Annotated in this window: 23 protein-coding genes; 4 read left to right on the top strand and 19 right to left on the bottom strand. The window is 39.4% G+C overall.

Annotated features, from left to right (window positions below; all coding sequences use genetic code 11):
• Positions 1-55: 55 nt before the first annotated feature.
• From ACQ2HF_RS15335 to ACQ2HF_RS15350, 4 genes are all read right to left on the bottom strand, one after another.
• Positions 56-427 carry a hypothetical protein gene (locus ACQ2HF_RS15335; protein WP_432411298.1) on the bottom strand — a complete coding sequence of 124 codons (372 nt, stop codon included), beginning with the start codon at positions 425-427 and terminating at the stop codon, positions 56-58.
• A 94-nt stretch (positions 428-521) separates the two neighbouring features.
• Positions 522-677: a hypothetical protein gene (locus ACQ2HF_RS15340; RefSeq protein WP_432411299.1), complete on the bottom strand. Its 156-nt coding sequence runs from the start codon at positions 675-677 to the stop codon at positions 522-524.
• Between the two features lie 33 nt (positions 678-710).
• Positions 711-1,124 (bottom strand): DUF6691 family protein, encoded by a 414-nt coding sequence (locus ACQ2HF_RS15345; protein ID WP_432411300.1) that lies wholly within the window; start codon positions 1,122-1,124, stop codon positions 711-713.
• Between the two features lie 2 nt (positions 1,125-1,126).
• Complete coding sequence (locus ACQ2HF_RS15350) at positions 1,127-1,684, bottom strand: YeeE/YedE family protein (protein WP_432411301.1); 558 nt, start codon at positions 1,682-1,684, stop codon at positions 1,127-1,129.
• A gap of 589 nt (positions 1,685-2,273) precedes the next feature.
• Here ACQ2HF_RS15350 and ACQ2HF_RS15355 point away from each other — a divergent pair.
• Genes ACQ2HF_RS15355 through ACQ2HF_RS15365 form a run of 3 tightly spaced genes read left to right on the top strand, consistent with a single transcriptional unit; the run spans position 2,274 to position 3,767 of the window.
• Positions 2,274-2,672: a DoxX family protein gene (locus ACQ2HF_RS15355; RefSeq protein WP_432411302.1), complete on the top strand. Its 399-nt coding sequence runs from the start codon at positions 2,274-2,276 to the stop codon at positions 2,670-2,672.
• A gap of 6 nt (positions 2,673-2,678) precedes the next feature.
• Positions 2,679-3,104: a sulfur reduction protein DsrE gene (locus ACQ2HF_RS15360; RefSeq protein ID WP_432411303.1), complete on the top strand. Its 426-nt coding sequence runs from the start codon at positions 2,679-2,681 to the stop codon at positions 3,102-3,104.
• Positions 3,105-3,134: 30 nt separating this feature from the next.
• Positions 3,135-3,767, top strand: a complete 633-nt coding sequence (locus ACQ2HF_RS15365; RefSeq protein WP_432411304.1) for a TlpA family protein disulfide reductase — start codon at positions 3,135-3,137, stop codon at positions 3,765-3,767.
• Between the two features lie 87 nt (positions 3,768-3,854).
• Here the strand turns inward: ACQ2HF_RS15365 and ACQ2HF_RS15370 are convergent, their stop codons facing one another.
• The 15 genes from ACQ2HF_RS15370 to ACQ2HF_RS15440 all read right to left on the bottom strand — a co-directional run bounded on the left by ACQ2HF_RS15370 (position 3,855) and on the right by ACQ2HF_RS15440 (position 22,677).
• Positions 3,855-5,186 (bottom strand): MBL fold metallo-hydrolase, encoded by a 1,332-nt coding sequence (locus ACQ2HF_RS15370; RefSeq protein WP_432411305.1) that lies wholly within the window; start codon positions 5,184-5,186, stop codon positions 3,855-3,857.
• 35 nt (positions 5,187-5,221) lie between these two features.
• Complete coding sequence (locus ACQ2HF_RS15375; protein WP_432411306.1) at positions 5,222-6,022, bottom strand: sulfite exporter TauE/SafE family protein; 801 nt, start codon at positions 6,020-6,022, stop codon at positions 5,222-5,224.
• A 63-nt stretch (positions 6,023-6,085) separates the two neighbouring features.
• Positions 6,086-6,712: a Crp/Fnr family transcriptional regulator gene (locus ACQ2HF_RS15380; protein ID WP_432411307.1), complete on the bottom strand. Its 627-nt coding sequence runs from the start codon at positions 6,710-6,712 to the stop codon at positions 6,086-6,088.
• A 15-nt stretch (positions 6,713-6,727) separates the two neighbouring features.
• Positions 6,728-8,470 (bottom strand): efflux RND transporter periplasmic adaptor subunit, encoded by a 1,743-nt coding sequence (locus tag ACQ2HF_RS15385; protein ID WP_432411308.1) that lies wholly within the window; start codon positions 8,468-8,470, stop codon positions 6,728-6,730.
• Between the two features lie 124 nt (positions 8,471-8,594).
• On the bottom strand, positions 8,595-9,083 hold the full coding sequence (locus ACQ2HF_RS15390) for a DUF305 domain-containing protein (RefSeq protein WP_432411309.1): 489 nt from the start codon (positions 9,081-9,083) through the stop codon (positions 8,595-8,597).
• 18 nt (positions 9,084-9,101) lie between these two features.
• A complete protein-coding gene (locus tag ACQ2HF_RS15395) occupies positions 9,102-9,689 on the bottom strand; it encodes a DUF2911 domain-containing protein (protein ID WP_432411310.1) in 588 nt (195 codons plus the stop codon).
• A 12-nt stretch (positions 9,690-9,701) separates the two neighbouring features.
• A complete protein-coding gene (locus ACQ2HF_RS15400) occupies positions 9,702-12,239 on the bottom strand; it encodes a heavy metal translocating P-type ATPase (RefSeq protein WP_432411311.1) in 2,538 nt (845 codons plus the stop codon).
• A 3-nt stretch (positions 12,240-12,242) separates the two neighbouring features.
• Positions 12,243-12,776, bottom strand: a complete 534-nt coding sequence (locus ACQ2HF_RS15405) for a YybH family protein (RefSeq protein WP_432411312.1) — start codon at positions 12,774-12,776, stop codon at positions 12,243-12,245.
• Positions 12,777-12,797: 21 nt separating this feature from the next.
• On the bottom strand, positions 12,798-13,253 hold the full coding sequence (locus ACQ2HF_RS15410) for a heme-binding domain-containing protein (RefSeq protein ID WP_432411313.1): 456 nt from the start codon (positions 13,251-13,253) through the stop codon (positions 12,798-12,800).
• Positions 13,254-13,871, bottom strand: coding sequence for a DUF3347 domain-containing protein (locus ACQ2HF_RS15415; RefSeq protein ID WP_432411314.1), 618 nt, complete (start codon positions 13,869-13,871; stop codon positions 13,254-13,256).
• A 39-nt stretch (positions 13,872-13,910) separates the two neighbouring features.
• Entirely contained in the window at positions 13,911-16,490 is a 2,580-nt protein-coding gene (locus tag ACQ2HF_RS15420; RefSeq protein WP_432411315.1) for a multicopper oxidase domain-containing protein, read from the bottom strand.
• Positions 16,491-16,558: 68 nt separating this feature from the next.
• Positions 16,559-17,125, bottom strand: a complete 567-nt coding sequence (locus ACQ2HF_RS15425; RefSeq protein ID WP_432413108.1) for a helix-turn-helix domain-containing protein — start codon at positions 17,123-17,125, stop codon at positions 16,559-16,561.
• A 2-nt stretch (positions 17,126-17,127) separates the two neighbouring features.
• On the bottom strand, positions 17,128-18,366 hold the full coding sequence (locus ACQ2HF_RS15430) for a TolC family protein (protein WP_432411316.1): 1,239 nt from the start codon (positions 18,364-18,366) through the stop codon (positions 17,128-17,130).
• Positions 18,363-22,148 (bottom strand): efflux RND transporter permease subunit, encoded by a 3,786-nt coding sequence (locus ACQ2HF_RS15435; RefSeq protein WP_432411317.1) that lies wholly within the window; start codon positions 22,146-22,148, stop codon positions 18,363-18,365. Before ACQ2HF_RS15435 ends, ACQ2HF_RS15430 begins: the two co-directional genes overlap by 4 nt.
• Before the next feature lie 109 nt (positions 22,149-22,257).
• Positions 22,258-22,677, bottom strand: a complete 420-nt coding sequence (locus ACQ2HF_RS15440) for an HYC_CC_PP family protein (RefSeq protein WP_432411318.1) — start codon at positions 22,675-22,677, stop codon at positions 22,258-22,260.
• A 264-nt stretch (positions 22,678-22,941) separates the two neighbouring features.
• Between ACQ2HF_RS15440 and ACQ2HF_RS15445 the strand changes: the two genes are divergently transcribed.
• Positions 22,942-23,640: an SH3 domain-containing protein gene (locus ACQ2HF_RS15445; RefSeq protein ID WP_432411319.1), complete on the top strand. Its 699-nt coding sequence runs from the start codon at positions 22,942-22,944 to the stop codon at positions 23,638-23,640.
• The last annotated feature ends 135 nt before the right edge of the window (positions 23,641-23,775 follow it).

Here is a 23,775-nt window from a genome sequence, read left to right on the forward strand (position 1 = left end):
GTAATGCCCACATATAGCAGGATTACTATAGCATAGCGCTATTTTTAAAACTGAATTACGCCCGGGGTGGCTGAAAAAGAGATTCCAGATATCTGGAATGAAACTGGAAAGGATAATAGGTGTTTTGTGTACTTTCGTCCGAAGCCAACGTTTTTAGTAGCACACTATGGGAAGGTGCTAAAAAGACAGTGGAATGATAACATTGGTGGTGTGAATGAGTGGGTGAATTTTCATCGTGTGAATCGTTATGATGCGCACTACTATCTCCCTGCTCACTAAATAAATTCTCTACTACATATTCAGAAAAAGAATCCCCACCGTATTCTTTGTGAACTTGGTAATGTGAAATAAAATCTGTGAAGTGATCTATTTGTTCACATAAATCCATATTAACAACTACTCCTTGCGTAAGGAATAGAAAAGCCATGGATATGGATGTGATTAATTTCATTTAAAACACAAAGATAACAGAATTATGATGCAACTAGGTTGCAAAGAATTTTAGAAGTTGAATGGCGCGCTTATTTAAGCACCTGAAAACCCCAAACAATTACTAAAAATCCAACGCCAGTCATCGCTGGTGCAGGAATTTTCATGACTATCCCAACCACTATCATTGCAATACCAGTGATCCCTAATAAAATACTAATAATGTCTAATTTCTTATTTCGTGTCATAATTTTTTCTTTTAAAGATACTTAAAATAAAATTTAATGAGGTAGCTTGTTTTTAAGCAAACCGTAGATAAAAGTTCCCAATAGGGCTCCAAATATCACGACGAGTATGGAAACATACCCTGCCCCTGCAAGTACATACATAGGGCCCGGACACGCACCTGCAAGCGCCCATCCCAAACCAAAAATGATTCCGCCTACCAGATATCGCGTTATACCCTTATCTTTTGGTTGTAATCGCATCTCGCTCCCTCCTATTGGCTTAATGTCTTTCCGTTTTATAAGTTGAATACCAATGATCCCCAACACCAAGGCTGAACCAATAATACCATACATATGAAAGCTGCCAAACTGAAACATTTCATAAATACGAAACCAGGAAGCCGCTTCAGATTTAAACATAACAATACCGAAAAAAACACCTATTACTAAATATGTGATGTATCTCATTTCTAAAAAATTAAGGGATAAAAAATATGTATCATTGCCAAACCGCCTATAAAAAATCCTATAACGGCAATCAATGAGGGTAGCTGAAGATTACTCAATCCAGATATAGCGTGACCCGAAGTACAACCGCCTGCATACCGCGCTCCGAAACCAACAAGTATTCCGCCAACTAAAAGTATGATAACGGTAAAAGGACTCGATAAGGCTTCAATAGAAAATAGTTCGGGCGGCATATAACTTTTACCAGCGCTTTGAATATTATACTCTGTTGCGAGTTGCTGAGCTACTTCTGGATTGATATTAACAGTATTTTCGCTCATATAGGTTGAAGCAATAAAGCCACCTATAATAGCACCCAACACCACCATTAAATTCCAGCGATCTGCTTTCCAATCGAATTTAAAGAAGTCGGCTGCCTTTCCTGCGCCTACTGCTGCACAGGCGGTGCGTAAGTTTGACGACATTCCAAACTGCTTGCCCACCAGCAATAAAAGAAACATAATAAGGGCAATAAGTGGACCGGCGACATACCAGGGCCAGGGTTCTGTAATCCAATTCATTTTAATAATTTTATGTAAAATTACTGTTTTAAAATCAACGTAACAGTAACATTTGTTACACTAAAGAACTGTTCTTTATTTTATTTTTGTAGTAGTAATGAAAATAAATACGTACATAGCTATAGTATTTGCATTCATCTTTTTAGCAAAGTTTGTTGCTATAGATGCAAATGGATTAAATATGTTTCTAACAGGAGACACTATCTCTTTTGTCAAAAATCCTCATTGTAAAAAGCAAAATCCAACAAAGGAATTAAAGAGCAAAATTAATTTCTCTGAATCACAAATAGCATCCCTTGAAATGATTCCTTATAGCGGTCGATGTACGACGCCGTTTCATTTTAAAATATTTTCTTGGGAATTCCCTATTTTAAATTCCCACATACTTTTCAACGAACATCTCCCATCTAAACTGAGATATCTATATCTGAAGAAAGTTTCTCCGCCTCCTCGTTCGGCCTAATTCTATCATAGCGAAAATTAAATATGATGCACGACTATTCCTATTTTCTTTAAAGAGGAAAAGTGCGTCCACTACATGTTTCGCTAGTCATCGCAAGAATTAATCAATTTAATTATATCATTTATAATGACGACAAAAATTTTAATAAATCGTCGTTCCATTCAACTATTACGCGTATTGGTAAGCGGAATATTCCTGGTTGCAGGACTAAACCACTTGTTGAATATCGAGAAAACTGCCAAAAGAATAGAACAAGCAAATTTTAAAGGTCTCGCCTATTTTTTCGGGGAACCTCAATGGCTTATTGTCCTTTCAGGTATTGTAATGGTTGGAGCTGGTTTTCTATTCTTACTAGGATATAAAACCAAATGGGCGGCAATTACTTTAATGATGGTGCTAATACCCATCACACTAACGGTTCAAGTAGGGCAAATAACAACCCTTGGACCCTTGTTTAAAAACATTTCAATTTTAGGTGGACTGCTGTTTTTTATACTGAATGACACCGATAATCTTTTAAAATAAATCAAAATGAAAACATACATATATAGTTCGATCCTTATAGTAGTTGCGTTATTTGCAACTTCTAACTTACAAGCACAACAACACAACAACCACGATAAAAACAAGTATGTGGTACTCACTAAAAAAATTCCACAACTACAACCTATTTTATTAACTGCCGAAGCTCTCAAAAAAGAAGATGGTAAAAATTTTGGAGATTTTCAGGTGATTATCTGTGGTAAAGAAATAGGCGATATTACCGATACTGAAAAGATAGGAGCTTTTATTAAAAAGGCAGAACAACTTGGAGTCCAACTTGTGGCCTGTGGTTTTTCATTAGAGAAATTCCAAATTGATAAAACTAGAATTCCAACGGAAATGAAGGTTGTCGAAAATGGAATTCTCTACAATTTTCAACTTCAGAAAAAAGGATACAAAAGCTTAAGTCTTTAATCTAATACGAAACAATTAAAATTTATTAAAATGGAAATAAAGAAAAAAAATAAGACGGTAAAGAAAACTTTGATTCAATACGGAATTTTTGCTGTTGTAGCTGTTTTACTATATGCTACTGGAATGCATACCGAAGTCATTGGTTTCGCTCAACGCGGGTTATTGGCCACAGGAATACTGAATCCCGATGTGAAAGAAATTGCACAAGTACGGGAAAATGAAAATGATAGAGAAACAGCTATAGTTTCAGATGCTTCAAAAGCAGATTTTAATCTAAAATTGATGGATAGAGATGGTAATACAATGTCTTTGTCCGAATTGAAGGGAAAGGTAATCTTTATGAATTTTTGGGCCACTTGGTGTCCTCCTTGTATAGCAGAAATGCCGAGTATTGATAAACTCCATGAAGAAATGGGTGCTGAGGTTGCATTTGTGATGCTGTCCCTTGATCAGGATTTTCAAAAAGCTAAAGATTTCGATACGCGTAAAGGGTACAATTTGCCTATTTATACACTTGTAGGCAACCTGCCTTCTATGTATCAATCTTCTTCCATTCCCACGACCTACATTATAGATGCCAATGGAAATTTAGCGTTAACACATATGGGAATGGCAGATTATAGTGATCCAGAGTTTAAGAAGTTTTTATCAGATCTTAAGTAATTTGATTACTAGGAAACTAAAAACCGCATCTAATTAAGATGCGGTTTTTAGTTTATAAGTGAAAAAACAATTTAACTATGCTGCAAACTACTTTTGAAACTGTTTTACAGCATCACCTAAATCATACACCGTAACACCCTTCAACTTTTTCTGAAGAATACTACTTCCCGCAGCACTTCGATAGCCGCCAGCACAATGCACCACTATGGGTTTGTCTGTAGGTATTGTATGGGCTGTATTTCTTAATTCATTCAAGGGATGCGCTAGGGCAGTATCAAAAAATTTCCCTTCAGCTATCTCGCTCCTATTGCGAATGTCAACAATAGTATAGTTGTCTGAATTTGCTTTAAAATCGGCCAGATTGAGTTGTTCAGTCTTCTCTAGATTTTCTTCTGAAAGTGTAATGACCTGTGTAAGCTGTTGTTCATACCCTATTTTGGCTATGCGGTGAATCAGTTTTTCTTTATTTTTTTCAGCATCAATAACCAATATGAATGCTTCTTCCGGCTCCACAATAGCACCCAACCAGGTTTCAAACTTCATAGTATCTGAAACCGCCTGAATATTGATACTACCCTTTAAATGTCCTTTTTTGAAGGTAGCTTCATCACGCATATCTATAATTAGCCCATCTGCTGTAACATTTTCAGTAAACGGGATTTTTGCAATTGAAGGTTCAATACTGTCTGCCCCTGCTTTATTGATGCCTACGTTAAATCCAAAATACGCAGGAATAAACGGCTGCCCGTCGAGTAAAGTGTTTATAAATTCTTCTTTGGATTGTTCTTTAAAAGCCCAATTCCCCATACGCTCATTACCCAAGGTACTACTATTGGCATCACTCATACTCTTCCCACAAAGTGATCCTGCTCCGTGGGCCGGATACACCAAGGCGTTATCTGGTAATTCCTTAAATTTATTCTGAATGGTATCGTACATCATTTCGGCAAGTGCTTCGCGCTTCGCTTTCATATTTCCCGCCTTTTCACGCAGGTCAGGTCGTCCAACGTCTCCTATAAAAAGAGTATCTCCAGTAAAAAGTGCGGTTTCATCGTTTTCAGAAGCAACTATGGTAATACTATCTGGCGAGTGACCAGGTGTATTGATAGCCTTTAGCGTTATGGTTCCCAATGGAATGCTATCGCCCTCATCAAAAGAATGATGTGGATACTCGGCTCCTAACATTTCACTATTGTAAATGGTGGCTCCAGTTTTTGTATGGATTTCAAGATGCGAACTCACAAAATCGGCATGAGGATGTGTTTCAATTACAACTACTATTTTTGCTTGATTTTCTTTCGCGAAGTCATAGTATTGCTGCGGATTTCTTTCCGGGTCTATCACCGCCATTTTTCCGTCACTAACAATAGCGTACGAATAATGTGACAGTGGCTTGTATTCAAATTGTTTGATGTGCATAGCTTTAGTTTTAATGAAATTAATAATCGCCTCCGTTATGTGACTAGTTCTTTGTAAATAATGTAGATTCCCATGACCAATACAAACCATCCGAAAGCTTTTTTCAGTTTCTTACCATCTATAAATTTGTTAAGCCAGATTCCAATAAAGATTCCCACCACAGAAATAGCGGTAAAGGTTAGTAAGAATGGCCAGTCAATCTCAAGATTTTGTACGTCACCTAAAAATCCAATCAAAGACTTAATTGCAATAATAAAAAGCGATGTTGCCACGGCTTTTTTCATTGGTAATTTCGCCAGTAATACGAGTGCGGGAATAATTAAAAATCCGCCACCAGCACCTACTATTCCTGTGATAGTTCCCACGACCAGGCCTTCAATAATAATTAGAGGATAATTGTAGGTGATAGGAGTGTTTTCGGCGGTTTCTTTTCTCTTATTCCGTATCATAGACACCGATGCGAGTAGCATAATAATGGCAAAAAACAACATTATAGCAAGATTCTTTGTGACCAAAAAACCGTTTACTTCAAAAAGTTCATTTGGAATGGCGGGAATTAAATAGGCTCTGGTAAGATAAACCGCAATAAATGCAGGAATGGCAAAGATAATAGCGGTCTTAAAATCGACCATTCCTTTCTTCATGTTTTTTAAGGCGCCAACCAGTGACGTGGTTCCAACCACAAATAAAGAATATGCCGTTGCTAGTACGGGGTTAAGAGCGAGTGCGTACACTAAAATAGGCACTGTGAGTATGGAGCCGCCGCCGCCTATGAGTCCCAAGACCAATCCTATGAGCAGTGCTCCTATATATCCTAAAACTTCAATTAGTTCCATGAATCTTTTTAAAAATTATAGGACAAATGTACTGCGCAATATTTTTAATATCTGTAACCCTTGTTACAGTACTTCAATAAAACTACGGTGCAGTTTTATTTTATGGTCGTTTTCCATCTTTTTCAGGAGTCTTGAAATCACCACTCTGTTGGTATATAAATCGTTTGCGATTTCTTTGTGGGTACTGTAAATATGTTTGCTATTTATAAGCTCGGTCTTCGTAGTAATATAATTCTCTAAGCGCTGATCCAGATTGTTAAATACAATGTTGTCAATACTTTCCAATAGTTCCATCATTCTGTTATGATAACTTTCAAAAACAAAATTCCGCCAACTCTTATATTTGCTGGACCAAGCTTCCATTTTTTCAATAGGAATCATAATAAGTTGCACGGGCGTTTCACTCACTGCGTGGATTTCACTTTTGGTTTGCCCCAGACAGCAGGTTAAGGTCATGGCACAGGTATCGCCACGTTCAAGGTGGTAAAGTAATAGCGCTTCACCTTCTTTATCGGGTCTTAAAATCTTAATACTACCCGAGAGTATTAAAGGCATCGACTTTACATATTGCCCAACACTTATTAGATTCTCGCCTTCCTCAATTTCTAAAAAGGAACCTACTTTACTTATTTCTAAAAGTAATTCAGGCTCAAATTGAACTCCATAATGTTGTTGTAATTCGATGTTCATTCTATCGCGTTTGCTTTATTTAATCTCTTCAATCACACTTCCACAGGTTAACATCTGTTCTCCATAATAGGGGTTGCGGATATCCTTTTCGGTACTCAACCAAATAGCGCCTTTGTTATTATTTGCCATAGGACATTTTTGAACATAGATGGTATTCGACAACGCTTTGACGTTCATGGCCAAGGCTACTATGTTCTCATTAAGAATAACAAAATGTTCCCGCTGATTGTCAAGAATGTCATTTTCGGCAATAGCATCGAGCATAGTAATGCTTTGGTTGAAATGTGACAACTCCATCTTTCCTAGATCTTTGGAGTTGATCGCTTTCAATTCTTTTGAAGTCTCTTTTGCGAAAGCAGAAACCTGCACTGCATCGCTTGCCACAAAAGCATCCTTCATTTGAAGGTAGGCAGGTAACGCTTTTTGAAATTCTTTCTGAAACGCTGCTGAAAGTTCCATTTTCATGGGAGCCATTGCAGTCATTCCTTCGTCTTTCATACCCTTATTCATCATAGATTTCTTCCCTTGCAACTGTGCAGCGGCATCTACTGTGAACGTTCCGTTGGTTACTATTTCATCCCCACTGGTCAATCCTGAAGTCACTTGATACTTCTCACCACTTCTGTTTCCTAAGGTTACTTCGCGCATTTCAAAAACTGGCTCGTTCGGGTTTGTCTTTATGTAGACTAGGGAACGTTCTCCAGTCCATAACACCGCACTGGCCGGAACACTCAATTGTGTGCTAGCAGCAGTCATAACTCCTTTTACTTTTCCTGTTACAAACATTCCAGGTTTAAACAAATCGTCTCTGTTTTCTAATGTTGCTCTTACAGTTACGGTACGTGTTGCATTGTTTAAAATAGGGTCTATAAAGGATACGGTACCATCGAATTCCTTATTGGAATAGGCATTGGTCGTAATCTTGATTTTTTGCCCTTTTTTAAGGTTTGAGATCTGATTTTCATACGCATCAAACGCTGCCCAGACTGTGTTCAGGTTACTTAACTTTACAATAGGCTGTCCTTGTTTTACATAATCTCCTTCAGCAGCCATTACTTCAGAAACAGTTCCGGAAACGGTAGCGTAAATGGGGAAATTCTCGCGTACATTTCCGGACTGTTCTATAGTATTAATCTGACTTTCAGAAAGTTTCCAGTTTTTAAGCTTGTTGCGTACCGCTTTGTATAAAGCAGGCTGTGATTCTTTGAGAGAAGCGGTGGTAATCAATTCTTGCTGGGCTGCCACCAAACTTGGTGCATAGATAGTGGCGAGCAACTGACCTCTACTTATTTCCTGTCCTTCAAAATTTACATTCAAACGTTCAATACGGCCGTCGAAGTAACTGGATTGCACGGTGTTGTTCTCTTCGTTCGTAGCAATTTTTCCTGAAAGTGAAAGCATTCCATCGTCTTCCTCGCTCGTACCATTTCCAACAATAGTTGTCTGGATATTAGCGAGTGCCATGGCGTTTTCGGTCATTTTTATTTCGTTTACCGCAAGACCTTCAGCGCTGGTTTCTGCTGGAATAAGATCCATGCCGCAAATGGGACAGTCCCCGGGTTCTGGTTGCATAATTTGTGGGTGCATGGAGCAGGTCCACATTTCTGCAGCAGTTTCTCCTGAGTGGTCGTGGGTATCGGACATATCCGATACGTCCTTCACTGCCATAGAGCCCTCTGCCGAACTACCAAAAATAATCCAACCTGCTAACAGTCCAACAACTACTGCGATTGCTATGTATACAATATTCTTATTCATAATTTCTATAATTTAATATATTCCTGCACCGCGCTAGGGATTGAAGCGGCATCCTTTTTTTGTCCTTTTTTCTGAGGGACAAAAAAAGATACAGCGTAAAGCCCGCCTGAGCGCCCAAAACCTTTTAATTATCCTCCAGACGCTTAATCATTGCTTTCATCTCCTCGATTTCTTTTCGTTGTGCCTTGATAATATCATCGGCAAGTTGCTTTACTTCCGGATCCTGAATATCGGCTCGCTCACTTGTCAATATTGCTATCGAGTGGTGAGGAATCATTGCTTTCATCCAAAGTACGTCGCCCACAGTCGATTTTTGGTCGCGCACCAGACCCAACGCACTTACAAAGAGAATAATACTTCCTAAAACGATTGCTATATTTTTCTTTTTATTTTGATACATACCTCGCATCGCTACAAACATTATGATAGCCATAGCTGCAATCCCCAAACAACTCATATAGAATCTGGTAAGACTGAAATAAACGTGATCAATAGCATACGTATTTAAATACATGGTGATGTACATAGCTACAAAAGATGCAGCAAGCATCCCTACAAATTTGGTGTAACTTCCTTTTTTCATGGTTTTGTTTTTTTGTTCGTTAGAGTTCATAATACATGGTTTTAAGGGTTATTTAATTTGAAAAGGAAACATAATAGTCACCTTTTCCCAGGCTAATTTAATCGTGCCTGAAGTTTCGTTCGTTTTTGTTACCGTATACGTGAGATGTTCTACAATTTCTTCTGAAAGGGTAGGTGCCACTTTAAATCGTAACACATCATCTTTTTCATTATAGTCGTCTTTGCCGTGCTGGTTCCAGTTGCTATTGAAGATGACCGTCCATTCCTTTTCATTCGGAATCACGAAAAAACCATATTTACCAGCTTTCAATTCTTTTCCGGCAATCGTTAAATCTTTATTGGTTTCCAACCAGGTTGCGTTGTGCGCTCCGGCTTGCCATACCGCGTCGTACGGAAGCAATCCGCCAAAGATCATTCGGTTACGCATCCCTGGCGAAGAATAATCTATATGAATATGAGCATCCCCAACCATCGCCATGGCACTTGTATGCGGACTTAAAGGTTTTTTCTTATCAGGTTCTACCGTGAGTGGTTCTTCAGTCACTTCTTTTGTTTCCATTTCTTGAGGCTCTTTTGTGTTCTCTTTACAAGAAGCTAAAAGGATAAGCGAAACGAATAATACGATGGTTTTTTTCATAATATAAATTGATTAGTTAATTGATTTTGATTTGAGTCGTAACGCATTTGCAATCACCGAAACAGAGCTGAAACTCATAGCCAGCGCTGCAATCATAGGCGAAAGTAAAAGCCCGAAAACGGGAAATAATACCCCCGCTGCAATGGGCACACCCAGCGTGTTATAGATGAGTGCGAAAAACAGATTTTGTTTGATGTTTTTCATCACAGCATCACTTAGATTTCTCGCTTTTACGATACCGTGTAAATCTCCTTTTACCAAGGTTATCATGGCACTTTCAATAGCTACATCGGTTCCTGTTCCCATGGCGATTCCTACATCACTTTTTGCCAGAGCAGGAGCATCGTTAATTCCATCACCTGCCATAGCGACAACTTGCCCTTGTTCCTGTAATTTCTTCACTTCTTCCAGCTTATCTTCTGGTAACATTCCTGCTTTGAAGTCGGCTAGATTGAGTTCGCTGGCTACAGCTTGCGCGGTATCGTGGTTATCGCCTGTAAGCATAATGACTTCTATGCCTTTATCTTGCAGTTCCTTGATAGCTTTGGCACTGGTTTCTTTAATTTTATCTCCTATTACTACATATCCAGCGACCTTTCCATCTACAGCTACATACGAAACGGTTTTTCCTTGCTTCTGAAACGATTGTGCCTCCTGCTCCATCTCGGGTGAAATAGATGCTTTGGCGTGTTCCATCATTTTGGCATTTCCAAGATCTAACTTTTTCCCGTTTACATTTCCTTCCACACCTTTTCCGGTTACAGCACTGAAATCGGCTACTTTTAGAAGTTCCGTTTTTTGTTCTTTTGCGTATTTTACGGTGGCTTCGGCAAGAGGGTGTTCGCTGGAACTATTGAGGGAAGCTATTAATTGAGTGATATCACTTTCAGAAAATGACTCGCTGAAAGAACCCATTTTTTCTACCGTTGGTTTTCCTTCGGTTATGGTTCCAGTTTTATCAACAATTAAGGTGGTTACCTTGTCCATTTTTTCAAGGGCTTCAGCATTTTTTATAAGCACTCCATTTTGCGCCCCTTTACCAACTCCTACCATAATAGACATAGGTGTTGCCAAGCCTAGCGCACACGGGCACGCAATGATTAATACAGCAATCGCATTTACCAGCGCATACACATACGCAGGTTCGGGTCCCCAAATTGCCCAGACGCCAAAAGTGAGCAGTGAGATAATAACTACTACAGGCACAAAATAGCCCGAAACCGTATCGGCCAATTTTTGAATAGGCGCACGACTTCGGCTGGCGTCGTTTACCATTTTTACAATCTGTGAGAGTAAGGTATCGCTCCCTACTTTTTCAGCTTTCATTAGGAAAGACTGATTCCCATTTATGGTACCGCTGCTTACGTTATCATCTTCAGCTTTATTTACTGGAATAGGTTCTCCAGAAATCATAGATTCGTCTACCGTGGTATGTCCTTCGGTAATCACGCCATCTACAGGTATTTTATCACCTGGTTTTACGCGTAGGATATCTCCTTTTTTAATCTGGTCTATGGATACTTCTTCTTCAGTCCCATCTACCACACGCACGGCTTTATTGGGTGCGAGTTTCAATAATTCTTTTACGGCCGAGTTGGTTTTACTATGTGCCCGCGCTTCTAAAACCTGCCCCATTAATACTAAGGTGAGGATAACGGTAGCCGCTTCAAAATAAACGTGAACCGCACCAGATTCGGTTTTAAATTGTGACGGAAAGAAATCTGGAAACAACATTCCAAACACACTAAACAGCCAGGCAACCCCAGCACCAATACCAATAAGTGTAAACATATTGAGGTTCCAGGTTTTAATGCTTCGGTAGGCGCGTTCAAAAAACATCCAAGTAGCATAAAATACCACAGGAATGGACAATCCAAATTGAATCCAGTTCCACCATTTTTGTTCCATGATATCGTACAACGGATTGCTAGGAATCATCTCGCTCATGGCCATCAGGAAAATAGGAATGGTAAAAGCAACGGCGACCCAAAACTTTTTGAGCAGCTTTTTATAGGTTTTTTCTTCAGAAGAAAGATCTGGTTGCATAGGCACCAAGTCCATGCCACAAATGGGGCAGGCTCCCGCTTCATCTCTTACTATTTCGGGATGCATGGGGCAGGTCCATTGTTCGGCCGTGGGAGCCGATAGATTTTGCTCTTCTACCAAATCCATTCCGCAAACGGGACAGTCGCCTGGTTTGTCATAGGTTTTATCACCTTCGCAATGCATGGGGCAGTAATAGGTTCCTGTACCCTGTCCCCCCAACCCCCGGAGGGGGCTTTTCTTATCCTTTTGGTTTTGACCCTCCTTACTCCTCCCTTTCGGGGAGGTTGGGAGGGGACTTTTGTGAATTGAATAGCTTCCGCCATCTTCTGCCAACGCTTTTTGAAAGGTCTCCAAAGGAATATGAGAATCCATTTCAATAGTTGCTTCGGCTTTTTCTAAATTTACGGTAGCGCTCGTCACACCTTCTACTGTTGAAAGTGTTTGCTCCACGTGGCTTCGGCAGCCATTGCAAGTCATTCCGTGTATGTGATAGGTGTGTTTCATACTTTATTGATTCAATTTTTTAAAGGAGGTGTGTGAGTGAATAATTTTCCATTCGCCATCAATTTTTTCAAGAATGGAAGTAGCAACGCCCTTACTTTCGATAGTACGTTCTTTGGTTCCTTTTACTTCGTCTCCCTTTAATACGATGGTATATAAATAATTTTCGGTTGTAAATGCGTACGGCAAATTCACAGTGGCTTCAATCTCATAATCAGAAAAAGTAAAACTTTTAAAATGTCCTAATTCTGGGCCTAAATGTCCATCTATATAGTCTTTATAAGTGCCTTCCACTTTACCTTGTTCAAATATGGTAGCATCTGGCGTAAAGAGTTCAAAAGTTCCTTCGGTGGTTAAGTTTTGTATCGCGTCTTTATACGATTTCATAACGGAGACAACAGCTTCTGTATCTTTAGCAGTGTCAACAATTTCTTCTTGAACAGTAGTTTCCTCTTGTTCCACTTGCGGGGTCTTTTCGTTACAAGAAAAAACTAAAACAGAGAGTGTTGTTAGTAAAGTGATGGTTTTAAGATGGTACATGTTATATGGTTTTGGTTTCGGTTATTGTATTGTCTCTTTTAAGTCAGTCATATATTTTATGACTTCGGTTTGCTGTTCTTTGGATAGTACAGCATCTCCGTGAATTAGCGTATAGCTATCCAAGGGCATCTCGCCATTTTCAATCTGCTTGATAATAGAGCGTAATTTGCTGCTTTTTCTTCGGTCTGAATAGGTATCCCATTCATTGAAATTCAATTCTTCCTTTCCATGCTTTATATGATCTTCTAAATACCAAGTAGCTGGTTGAATCTTATTATACCAAGGATACTGGGTATTGTTACTATGGCAATCATAGCAAGACACCTGCAGCGATTTCTCTACCGCTGCAGGGACCTTGTTTACTAGCATAAAATCGGTTTGTGGTACAGTTTCACTCTGGTTATAGTTCACCGGAATAAACTGAATAACCACGAAGGCAACTAATGCTATCCACGCTATGATTTTTACAACTTTCAATTAGTTGATTTCGCGTTGTACTTTACCGCACTTCAACATAGAACTTCCGTAGTACGGATTTCTAACTTCTTCATTCATACTTAACCAGGCAGATCCACCATCGTACATTGGGCAAAATTGCTCGTACAATTTCGTTGCTGTTCCTGTGATGGCAACCATATCGGTTACATCTTTACTCAAGATTTTAAAGTGTTCACGCTGATGGCTCATCTCACTTTCAGAAATATGCTCTGCATGTTCAATTGCATCTGCCAGGATATCTTTCAGTTCAGCTTGTTCGCTGGCGCTGTATCCAGACGCATCAAAATCTTTTAGAGAAGCAACCAAAGTAGCTCCTAACGAGTGTGCTTTGTCACTATCATCTCCTACCAAAGCATCTTTTAGATTGAAATAGTCTTTTAAAATAACTTCAGCCTTTGCGTCTTGAGCATCGCTCATCCCCATATCTTGCTTAACGTCACCTTCTTGACGCATTTCACTGCTCATAGGAGCACTTGCATCATCATCGTGATGTCCGTCTGAGTTATCGTGCTCTTTGCCACCATCTTTGCAGGATACAAAAGCTACGGTCATTAATGCCATAAAGGCGATTCCTAGTGTTCTTTTTACTGTTTTCATAATATGTGTATTTATTTGTGTTTAAGGTTTATTTAATTTCTAAAATCTCCATGACAGTCCGCCACCGGCATCAAAGCGGTTGTCATAACTTGCCATAAGTGAAAAGTTACGACTCAAAACATATTCTAGTCCGACTTGCCATGTGGTTTCTTCGTCAAAATCCTGACCTGCGGGAAGTTTGCCATCCCAGCCAAAATCCATTTGGTATTCATACTCTCCATAGATCCCCAGTCTTGGTAAAATCATAAAGCCAGTAGAAAAACTTACTTGCGGACGTAGCTTACTATCAATTCTGAAATCTGAATTAATGAGTAATGGTAGTAACCATCTCACACCGGCGATTGCGGTAGTATTAATTTCTTCTAGACTGTCTTCCATACCATTCTCTACATTTACACCACCAAACACACGGAAATAATCGTTGAGATAACGTTCGTAGGTAGCTTCCACTTCTAGGTTCTCATTCCAACCATATTCGCCCCTCACGCTAAATTGATTGCGAATGTTGGTTGCGGTGGCGTATACCTCCGTCATATGGCTTGCTGCAGTAAGTTCGCCCCAGGTAAACATATGGTCCCCTTCATTCGTAAGCTTGGTTAATGGGTATTCTTGTAAGCGTTCATCTCTTGGTGTGTCATAACTAAATACGCGTGCCATTCCGCTCATCATATGGTATAATATGTGACAATGGAAAAACCAATCGCCCGATTCGTTGGCTGCAAACTCAAAAACTACTTTCTGCATGGGCGCTACGTTTACGGTATGCTTTAAGGGTGAATATTCTCCATTTTCGTTCAACACTCTAAAGAAGTGTCCGTGCAGGTGCATGGGGTGATGCATCATGGTTAGGTTGTTTAACGTAACCCGAACAACTTCGCCTTTTTTGATTTGTATTTTATCCGTTTCAGAAAGTGGAACCCCATTTATACTCCAAACATATCGGTTCATATTCCCCGTAAGATTGAAAAGCATTTCTTTTACTGGTTTGTCATTTTCGAATTCTGTGGATTCTTTTGCACGCAAGTAATTATAATTGAATTCTGGATTTCCACCCGTTTTCATATTGTCGCCAACTACTTTATCTTCTGGAACCCTATAGCCCATCTTCATGCCGCCCATTCCTGCCCGTCCGGCAGGCGGGTCCATACTGCCATTCATTTTATCATTCTTCATCTTCATCTTAGAATGGTCCATTTTAGAATGATCGATTTTAGTGGAATCGGTTTTCATATCCATACCCATCATACCATCCTTCATCGTATCATCTTTCATCTTCATTTTGGAATGATCCATTTTGGAATGATCCATTTTAGTGGAATCATTTTTCATACCCATCATTCCATCCTTCATCGTATCATCTTTCATCTTCATTTTAGAATGATCCATTTTGGTGGAATCTGTTTTCATATCCATACCGTCCATGTTCATTTTACCGTTGTCCATGGACATTCCATCCATGTTCATCCCGCTCATATCCATCTTATACTTTTCCATTACTTGAATAGAATCATTTTTGGAAGGATTGAATTTGGACGCTGGCGCCCCCATTTTCATTCCCATAGACATCATATGTTTCATTCCCATTATTAAATCGGGCTCAGGAACTACCGGCGCTTCCAGTGTTTTCCCTTTGCCAATATAGGCCAATGCTTCGCCAGAACCGTCCTGCGCAGTAGCTCTTAATTGAAGTTTACCATTTTCGGGAACTGTTACGATATAATCGTAGGTCTCAGCCACCCCAATAAGTGTTTTATTGTGTTGTACAGGCACTACATCGAGCCCATCTGCAGAAACTAGCATAGGGTCCTCACCGCCAAAGGTTAACCAAAAATACGTTGCCGCAGCAGCGTTTATAAACCGAAGACGCACACGCTCGCCTGGCTCAAAATCTGTATAGTTCTGTTCAGCGCTTCCGTTGATGAAGAATTTATCAAAATAATTATCCGATATAGCCATATCCGGCATACGTTGCCAGGCCATTTTCAGCTTTGCTCCTACTGCATTCTTCTTAATAAGTTTATCCAGACTTTGTATTTGTCCTTTTTTAATTAAATACCATTCGTTACCACGCTTTAAGTTTTTAAGTTGTGATTTCGGACTTTCATCCATCCAGTCGGACAGCACGAGCACTAAATCCTTATCGTATTGCAGGTCTGTTTGCTTTGGGTTTATCTGAATACTACCATACACGCCACGTTGTTCCTGAAGCCCTGTATGTGAATGATACCAATAGGTTCCAGATTGTTTAAGCGCAAATTTGTACTGTTGGGTTTTACCGGGCAGTATGGGAGGTGTGGTGAGATAGGGAACTCCGTCAAAGAAATTTGGGAGTATTAAACCGTGCCAGTGTACCGATGTTTCCACATCTAAATTATTAGTTACGTTAATGATGGCAAATTCTCCTTCATTAAACTCCAGATTAGGACCAGGAATACCACCATTAATGGTCATGGCCTGTACGTCTTTACCCGTGAAATTTACTGTTTCAAAGTCAATCGTTAATTCATAGACACGCTCCGGCCAGTCGTCTACGTTTTCTTCAGAATCATTCGCCACCAATTGTGCACTCATGTTCAGTACAGCAAAAAACAGTACTAGGAAACTAATTTTATTTTTCATGGGTTTTTTAATTTTATACAAAATTACTCCTGTCTTCCAGCGAATTGTGTCATAATCTTGGTTGTTATCTATATAATTTGGTCTAAAGAATTCCTAAAATTCTTATGTTCGTTTTTGTATTGCGTTAAACTCATACCCGTCTCCGTTTTAAACTGCCTGCTCAAGTGATTTATATGACTATAATCCAGTAGCTGACTTATCTCGGTAAAGTTTAGCTCATTGGCTTGAATGAGTTCTTTTACTTTTTCAATTTTTAGTTTTATAAAATATTTTTCGATGGTAACGCCTTCCGTAAATGAAAACACCTTGCTCATTTTTGAATAGTCTATCCCTATACTTTCGGCCAGCTTTACTGAAAGCTTCCCTTCTAGTTCAATGGGTAAATAATCCAGCAGCCTGATAAGTGTAATTTTTATTTGCTCCGTGAGTTTTACCTCAGTCGAATTGATTAAGGAAAAGCCATTTTTATCCAGAATATCCTTAAATATCGCTAGTGTTGTATCGTCCTTAAGCTCCAATCGTATTCGGCCTAATTCTATGTCTGTGAGTTTAATGTCTTTAGCCTCAATTTCATTCTTGAGCACTTTAATGCATCTGTCACACACCATGTTTTTTATGAAATAGTCCTTTTCCATCATTAATTGATTAAATAGTTAATAATGGCAGCTTGCATATAATACAGCTGAACGGATTCCACCTGATTTGTTTGAAACTTAAGCTGCAATTCCTGAATGTCCAATACATCGTTAAAATCGATGGTACCTGTTTCGTAATTTTTGATCAAAATCTCTTCGGCGTCCTTCGCTTGTTTTAGATTTATTTCTTGTGTTTTATAAGCGATTCGTGCTTGATTGCGTTGTGATATTGTTTTGGCTAAAGCGGTTTCTAAAACATTTAACCTGTTCTCTTTTTGAGAGGTAATTTCCAGTTGCCGCAGTTCGTTTTGCTTGGAAATAGATTTATAGCGTTTGTTAAAAATAGGAATCGTTACAGCAACCATAGGCATAAAAATATCTTTTCCATTATCGCTAAAACTCATATCCGGTCTTTCGGAAACGGGGATATAATCCACCCCAAAACCAATCATTGGATTACTATCTGCTTGGTTGAGCGCTTCTGCCAGTGATACCGACTCGTAAAGCTTGTCAAACTTAAGTAGCTCTGGATTTAAGGTAAGGGCTTCTTCGTTAATAAGAACATCTTCTGTGGGTATTTCTAACATACTATACACCTCAACGTCTGTAGTAATGTCACGATTAAGCAGGTTGTTAAATGCTGTTTGCTCTGCGATAAATAATTCCTCCAATACTTCTTTTTGTTGTTGCAATTCGTTTTGTCTTATTTGCAAGCGAAGTACATCTACAGCACTAGCTTTGCCTACCTCAACCGACGTTAAAGCAAAACGTTCATAGGTTTCTAAAAGCTGAATGTTCTCATCGAGCACTTTTTGTTTTGCTCTAATTTCATAGAGTTTGTAATACGATTGTGAGATGGCCATGGCCAGTTTACGTTTGGCTATGGTAATTTCTACGTATTCTGCATCGGCCATAGATTTTGAATAGTTTCCTCTGGCGGTAATAGTCCCAAACCACGGCAACATTTGTTTTGCCGAAAATCTGGCACGCTGTGCTCCGGTTCGCGTTTCTGGCTCACTCACAAAATAGCCAGCACTAAACTCTGTGTTTGGAATCCAATCTGCTTCATTTACTTTTTCTTCAGCAATGTTATAGCGCAGCTCCAGGGCTTGAATTTCTGGATTGTTGGTTTCGGCTTCTACTATGTAGGTCTGTAATTCTTGACTTTGTGCTAATAGAACAGAGAACAGAGAACAAAGAACAAAGACTCCCTTAACTATTTTTATTTTATAATTTTTCATAAAGCGTCATTTTTTAGTCTCATCTCTATATTCTTTTTTCTCTTATCTAAAAGAAACTCTTTTTTCCAGCTATACAACACAGGTACCAGAAAATAGGACGTTATGTCTATGATCATCCCACCAAAAATGGGGATGGCCATTGGGATCATAATATCGCTTCCTTTTCCTGTGGATGTGAGAATGGGCAGTAACGCAAGAATAGTGGTTACTGTGGTCATTAAACAAGGTCTTATTCGTTTGCCTGCGGCTTCTAATGTTGCCAGACGAATTGCTTTTTTATCTGAAGGATTTTCACGGTCAAACGTCTGAGTTAAGTAGGTTGCCATCACCACACCATCATCTGTAGCAATACCAAAAAGGGCAATAAATCCTACCCAGACGGCGACACTTAGATTAATCGTTTTCATATTAAAGAGCGTCCTCATATTCTCACCAAATAAGCTGAAATTAAAGAACCAATCCTGACCGTATAACCAGATCATAATAAAACCACCCGCAAAAGCCACGGTAATACCTGTAAATACCATAAGCGATGTAGAAACAGATTTAAACTGGAAATACAGAATCAAAAAGATAATAAGCAATGCCAGTGGCACCACAACAGAAAGGGTTTTCTCTGCCCGAAGCTGATTTTCATACGTTCCCGTAAAACGATAGCTTATTCCTTGTGGAACAATAAGTTCACCACTATCGATGCGTTCTTTAATTAATGCCTGGGCATTTTCAACCACATCTACTTCAGCAAAACCGTCCAGCTTATCGAATAACACATACCCAATTAAAAAGGTATCTTCACTTTTAATAACTTGTGGACCTTGCTCGTACCGTATCTCTACCAAATCGCCTAAAGGAACAGGACTTCCTTTTTCAACAGGAACATAAATAGCCATTAAATCTTCTGGATTGGCACGTAGTTCTCTTGGATACCGAACTCTTACAGCGTAGCGCTCACGCCCTTCCACAGTCTGAGTTAGAGGCATACCGCCCACAGCTACTTGTAAAATTTCCTGCACATCCATCACAGAAATTCCGTAACGAGCCAGTTGGTCTCGTTTAATATCAATAAGTAAATAGGGTTTTCCTACAATCCGATCGGCAAAGACAGCTTGTTCTTTTACACCTTCAGATTGTTTTAAAATGTCTTCCAATTGTAATCCAAAAGCTTCTATGGTTGGAAGATCCGGACCTTTTACTTTTATCCCCATAGGCGCACGCATCCCAGTCTGCAACATAACGAGTCGTGTCTCGATTGGCTGTAGTTTAGGGGCCGAGGTAACACCTGGCAGTTTTGTCACTTTAACAATTTCATTCCAGATATCGTCCGGACTATTAATTTCTGGACGCCAGTTTCGGTAGTATTCGCCGCTGTCATCTTCCACTAAATCTTCGTGCGTGGCATTGGTTTTAAGACTTGATGCCTCATAATTTACATCGTCGTCTAGTTCGTTGTTGGGATTGATGATGAATTTGTTGTTCTTCAGCACAAAAAGGCCGTCATCATTTACTTTATAGCGTTGGCGTTCTCCTTGTGCATTGCGCATAAATTCAGATTTATACTGAATGACGTTCTCATACATTGAAAGCGGTGCGGGATCTAACGCAGATTCCGTTCTACCAGATTTCCCTACGACGGTTTCAATTTCTGGAATACTTGCCACAGCCATATCCAGCTGTTGTAAGACCCGTTTATTTTCTTCCACACCTGCGTGCGGTAATGAGGTAGGCATCAGTAAAAAGGAACCTTCATTAAGGGCGGGCATAAATTCTTTCCCCGTATTACGCATAATGAGAAATCCTAAAGTTAGAACGGTCGCTGGAATAAGTAAAAACAACAATTTATTCGCCAGAGCCCAACGTAGAATTTGGTCGTAGTATCTTCTAAATACAGAAAATATCCCTAATAATCCGAAGCATATAATAGACACAAATAACAGGTTCATTAGGATACTTCGGTCAAACCCTAGTGGTCTCCAATAGTTGGCCAGTAAAAGGATAATAGCCACTACTGACACGATGATATTAATGAGATTGGCACGTTTTGCCGTGACTATGTTGCGTACGCTTAAGAGTGCAACCACACCAAAAGCAATTAATATAAGACCTAACCAATATCCAAAAACGACAGCAGTGAGCCCTAACAGCATTAAAAGGCCATTGAGTATATATTTTGAACGCTCCCGAATATTTGTTTTTCTGAATAGAAATGCAGCAAATGGCGGAATTAAAAACAGGGCGATAACCAGCGATGCGGTGAGCGCCATGGTTTTGGTAAATGCGAGCGGTCTAAAGAGTTTTCCTTCGGCACCTATCATAGTAAAAACAGGGAGAAAACTAATAATAGTAGTAAGTACCGCTGTTAAAATGGCTCCAGAAACTTCGGCGGTTGCGTTGTAGATGATCTCGTTTGTAGTGTATTCGATCCCGCTTTCTCTAAAGCGGAGTTTTTCATCTTCCAAATGCCGGATCATATTTTCGGCTAGTATGACGCCCACATCCACCATAGTACCAATAGCAATGGCAATTCCTGAAAGCGCCACGATGTTGGCATCTACGTTAAAGAGTTTCATGGTAATAAAAACCATTAATACCGCTACCGGCAGTAATCCTGAAATAAGAATGGAGGCTCGCAGGTTAAAAACCATAACAATAATTACCAGAATGGTAATCAGTATTTCCAGAGTGAGGGCTTCATTGAGCGTTCCCAAGGTTTCCTGAATAAGTTCGGTACGATCGTAAAAAGGAACAATGGTTACTTGAGATATTCTGCCATCTTTTAAGGTTTTGGAGGGAAGTCCAGAGCTTAATTCGGCTATTTGTTCTTTCACATTAGTAATTACCTCCAGCGGATTGGCGCCATAACGGGCTACAACAACCCCTCCTACAACTTCGGCGCCTTCTTTATCCAGAATCCCACGCCTTGCTGAAGGTCCTAAATGAACATTCGCAATATCTTTAATACGGATAGCCGTAAAGTTTTCGGAAGCTACTACAGCATTTTCTATGTCTCCAATAGATTTTACATAACCCAACCCACGAACCAGGTATTCCGCCTGGTTTATTTCGAGTGTTTGAGCGCCTATGTCCTGATTGCTTTCCTTGACAGCTTTTACAACATCGCCCATAGAGACATTATACTGACGCATTTTTTCTGGATTAATATCTACTTGATATTCCTGCACATACCCACCAATAGAGGCTACCTCTGAAACACCTCCAGCCGAAGATAACCCATACTTCACATAATAATCTTGTATACTCCGTAATTCATGAAGATCCCAACCCCCTGTTACATTTCCTTCTTTGTCGCGACCTTCCAGTGTGTACCAGAATATCTGGCCTAGTCCTGTGGCATCGGGCCCCAAAGATGGATTTACGCCATCTGGTAATAGATTGGTTGGAAGGGAATTTAGTTTTTCAAGAATACGACTACGGGACCAATAGAACTCTATATCTTCTTCAAAAATAATATAGATACTAGAAAACCCAAACATAGACGAGCTACGAATAGTCTTTACTCCGGGAATACCAAGTAAAGAAGTAGTAAGTGGATAGGTAATCTGGTCTTCAATATCTTGTGGTGAACGACCCTCCCATTTGGTAAATACAATCTGTTGGTTTTCACCAATATCTGGAATAGCATCTACTGCAACTGGGTTGGTAGGTAAAAAACCTGTGTCCCACTTAAATGGAGCATTCACAACACCCCACCCTACAAAAAGGGCTAGAAGTAGTACTGCAACAAGTTTGTTCTCTATTAAAAATTTTATGGCCTTATTAAGCATTCTATTTGATTATTAGATAGTTGAAAATATGTCGTGCAGGAAATCATAAACACGAGCTATAGCCCATCACAGCATAGCTATTGGGCTTCGTTTCAAAAAATCTAGTATATCAAATTAAAAAGGTCTGGTGCAGTACTTGCACATCCTGTTTGACGAAGGGCGGTGCGTACGCTACAAAAGGAATAGCCTCAGATTGGGCTCCTTCAAATAAACGGATATAGGTGTAAGTAAAAGATGCAACAAAAACCTGTTGCTTAAAAGTAAGGGTATCAAAGGTAATCGTAAGATCCTCGGTACCTTGCTTAGACACTTGCTGGTCTGTACAACAAGATGTTGCTGCAAGCATTGGATTTTCACAACCAGAAGTGGATGCTACGGTTTCCATCCCGCAGGTTTCAACTTGTTGTACAAATGAAAAATCAACTAAGGTATTACCACAATAATGTATATCTACCGTAAAAGACATCGTAGTAAGAAGTACCACGCAAGCCATACAGGTCGCTATAGATTTATGGATAAGCTGTTTCATTGTAATGCAAAGTTAAATAAAAATATAACATGATAGTGCTATTTAACGTAATCGTAACGAGTTCTCTACATGGCTATCCAAAACTACAGGCTTCAATACCACTAAACAGTATGATAGCGTCCTACCCATTCATTAAAAGTTCTCGTTAGTATTTGCAGCTATTTTGTCTATACTATTGCTCTCCATTCACGTTAAAAAAAATAGTACAAAGCCTATAATTTCTCAAGGTATTCTCAGTACATTTATAGCACCTAATAACTACCCATGTCTCATATCTTACGTCGTATTATAGATGCTCAAACTAGTAATGACAATCCCTTTTTTAAAGATGCCGAAGGTCGCATAATTGAACTTACTGCACATCAAGGTGAAGTATTTACAGGCTACTATCAAGCAGATAGTGATATTTATTATACCGAAAGGGATTGGCTGGAATACCAACGTCAATTAGAACTGGACCGTATTACTGAAGAAGAATACCAGGCAGAACAAAAGCGCCTAGCCGCTCAAAGAGCAGAACGAGAACGAAAACGTAAAGAGCTGGAAGCAAAACAAAAAGAAGAAGAAGATAAAGCCAAAAATAAGCAATCATTGCCAGGAAAGACATTACTATTTGGCATAGTTGTAGTCGCTGCTATCATAGCATTGAGTATTGTTTTTTGGCCTGCCGAAACAACTATATCAGAAACCAGTGAACCCGATGTTGTCGTAACCGATACCATACAAGAGAAAGCGCCAACCTTATTATTTGGCAATGCCATTATTACAGGCAAGGACGTACGTATGCGGGCCGAACCAAACTTAAAAGCAAAAATTATTACCTTTTTCCCAAAAGAAGGTGAACGTGTGCTCGTACTACAAGCAGTAAGCGACACCCTCCGTTGGGCGCGTATCCAACGCGAAAATGGCACCGAAGGATGGGTATTTGGTGAGTATGTAAAAAAAGTTGAGGTCGGTTTGTAATTTTCATCCTCTCACGACACTCCTACTCTCTTTTCTCTTTTTAGTTTTCCACTTAAAATTTGTTATTTCGTACGTGTCCTTTTTTATTTATGACTTCCTTAATATTTTATATCGTCCGTTGCGAATAACTTTAAA

The sequence above is a fragment of the Rasiella sp. SM2506 genome, assembly GCF_050859505.1.
Classification (GTDB): domain Bacteria; phylum Bacteroidota; class Bacteroidia; order Flavobacteriales; family Flavobacteriaceae; genus Marinirhabdus.

Bases quoted from the DNA above. Each gene is read 5' to 3' on its own strand.
- ACQ2HF_RS15360 (WP_432411303.1), top strand. From the start codon at position 2,679: ATGAAAACATACATATATAGTTCGATCCTTATAGTAGTTGCGTTATTT.
- ACQ2HF_RS15355 (WP_432411302.1), top strand. From the start codon at position 2,274: ATGACGACAAAAATTTTAATAAATCGTCGTTCCATTCAACTATTACGC.
- ACQ2HF_RS15425 (WP_432413108.1), bottom strand. From the start codon at position 17,125: ATGGAAAAGGACTATTTCATAAAAAACATGGTGTGTGACAGATGCATT.
- ACQ2HF_RS15415 (WP_432411314.1), bottom strand. From the start codon at position 13,871: ATGAAAACAGTAAAAAGAACACTAGGAATCGCCTTTATGGCATTAATG.
- ACQ2HF_RS15350 (WP_432411301.1), bottom strand. From the start codon at position 1,684: ATGAATTGGATTACAGAACCCTGGCCCTGGTATGTCGCCGGTCCACTT.
- ACQ2HF_RS15390 (WP_432411309.1), bottom strand. From the start codon at position 9,083: ATGAACTCTAACGAACAAAAAAACAAAACCATGAAAAAAGGAAGTTAC.
- ACQ2HF_RS15400 (WP_432411311.1), bottom strand. From the start codon at position 12,239: ATGAAACACACCTATCACATACACGGAATGACTTGCAATGGCTGCCGA.
- ACQ2HF_RS15405 (WP_432411312.1), bottom strand. From the start codon at position 12,776: ATGTACCATCTTAAAACCATCACTTTACTAACAACACTCTCTGTTTTA.
- ACQ2HF_RS15435 (WP_432411317.1), bottom strand. From the start codon at position 22,148: ATGCTTAATAAGGCCATAAAATTTTTAATAGAGAACAAACTTGTTGCA.
- ACQ2HF_RS15440 (WP_432411318.1), bottom strand. From the start codon at position 22,677: ATGAAACAGCTTATCCATAAATCTATAGCGACCTGTATGGCTTGCGTG.
- ACQ2HF_RS15420 (WP_432411315.1), bottom strand. From the start codon at position 16,490: ATGAAAAATAAAATTAGTTTCCTAGTACTGTTTTTTGCTGTACTGAAC.
- ACQ2HF_RS15370 (WP_432411305.1), bottom strand. From the start codon at position 5,186: ATGCACATCAAACAATTTGAATACAAGCCACTGTCACATTATTCGTAC.
- ACQ2HF_RS15445 (WP_432411319.1), top strand. From the start codon at position 22,942: ATGTCTCATATCTTACGTCGTATTATAGATGCTCAAACTAGTAATGAC.
- ACQ2HF_RS15380 (WP_432411307.1), bottom strand. From the start codon at position 6,712: ATGAACATCGAATTACAACAACATTATGGAGTTCAATTTGAGCCTGAA.
- ACQ2HF_RS15340 (WP_432411299.1), bottom strand. From the start codon at position 677: ATGACACGAAATAAGAAATTAGACATTATTAGTATTTTATTAGGGATC.
- ACQ2HF_RS15385 (WP_432411308.1), bottom strand. From the start codon at position 8,470: ATGAATAAGAATATTGTATACATAGCAATCGCAGTAGTTGTTGGACTG.
- ACQ2HF_RS15395 (WP_432411310.1), bottom strand. From the start codon at position 9,689: ATGAAAAAAACCATCGTATTATTCGTTTCGCTTATCCTTTTAGCTTCT.
- ACQ2HF_RS15345 (WP_432411300.1), bottom strand. From the start codon at position 1,124: ATGAGATACATCACATATTTAGTAATAGGTGTTTTTTTCGGTATTGTT.
- ACQ2HF_RS15375 (WP_432411306.1), bottom strand. From the start codon at position 6,022: ATGGAACTAATTGAAGTTTTAGGATATATAGGAGCACTGCTCATAGGA.
- ACQ2HF_RS15430 (WP_432411316.1), bottom strand. From the start codon at position 18,366: ATGAAAAATTATAAAATAAAAATAGTTAAGGGAGTCTTTGTTCTTTGT.
- ACQ2HF_RS15335 (WP_432411298.1), bottom strand. From the start codon at position 427: ATGGCTTTTCTATTCCTTACGCAAGGAGTAGTTGTTAATATGGATTTA.
- ACQ2HF_RS15365 (WP_432411304.1), top strand. From the start codon at position 3,135: ATGGAAATAAAGAAAAAAAATAAGACGGTAAAGAAAACTTTGATTCAA.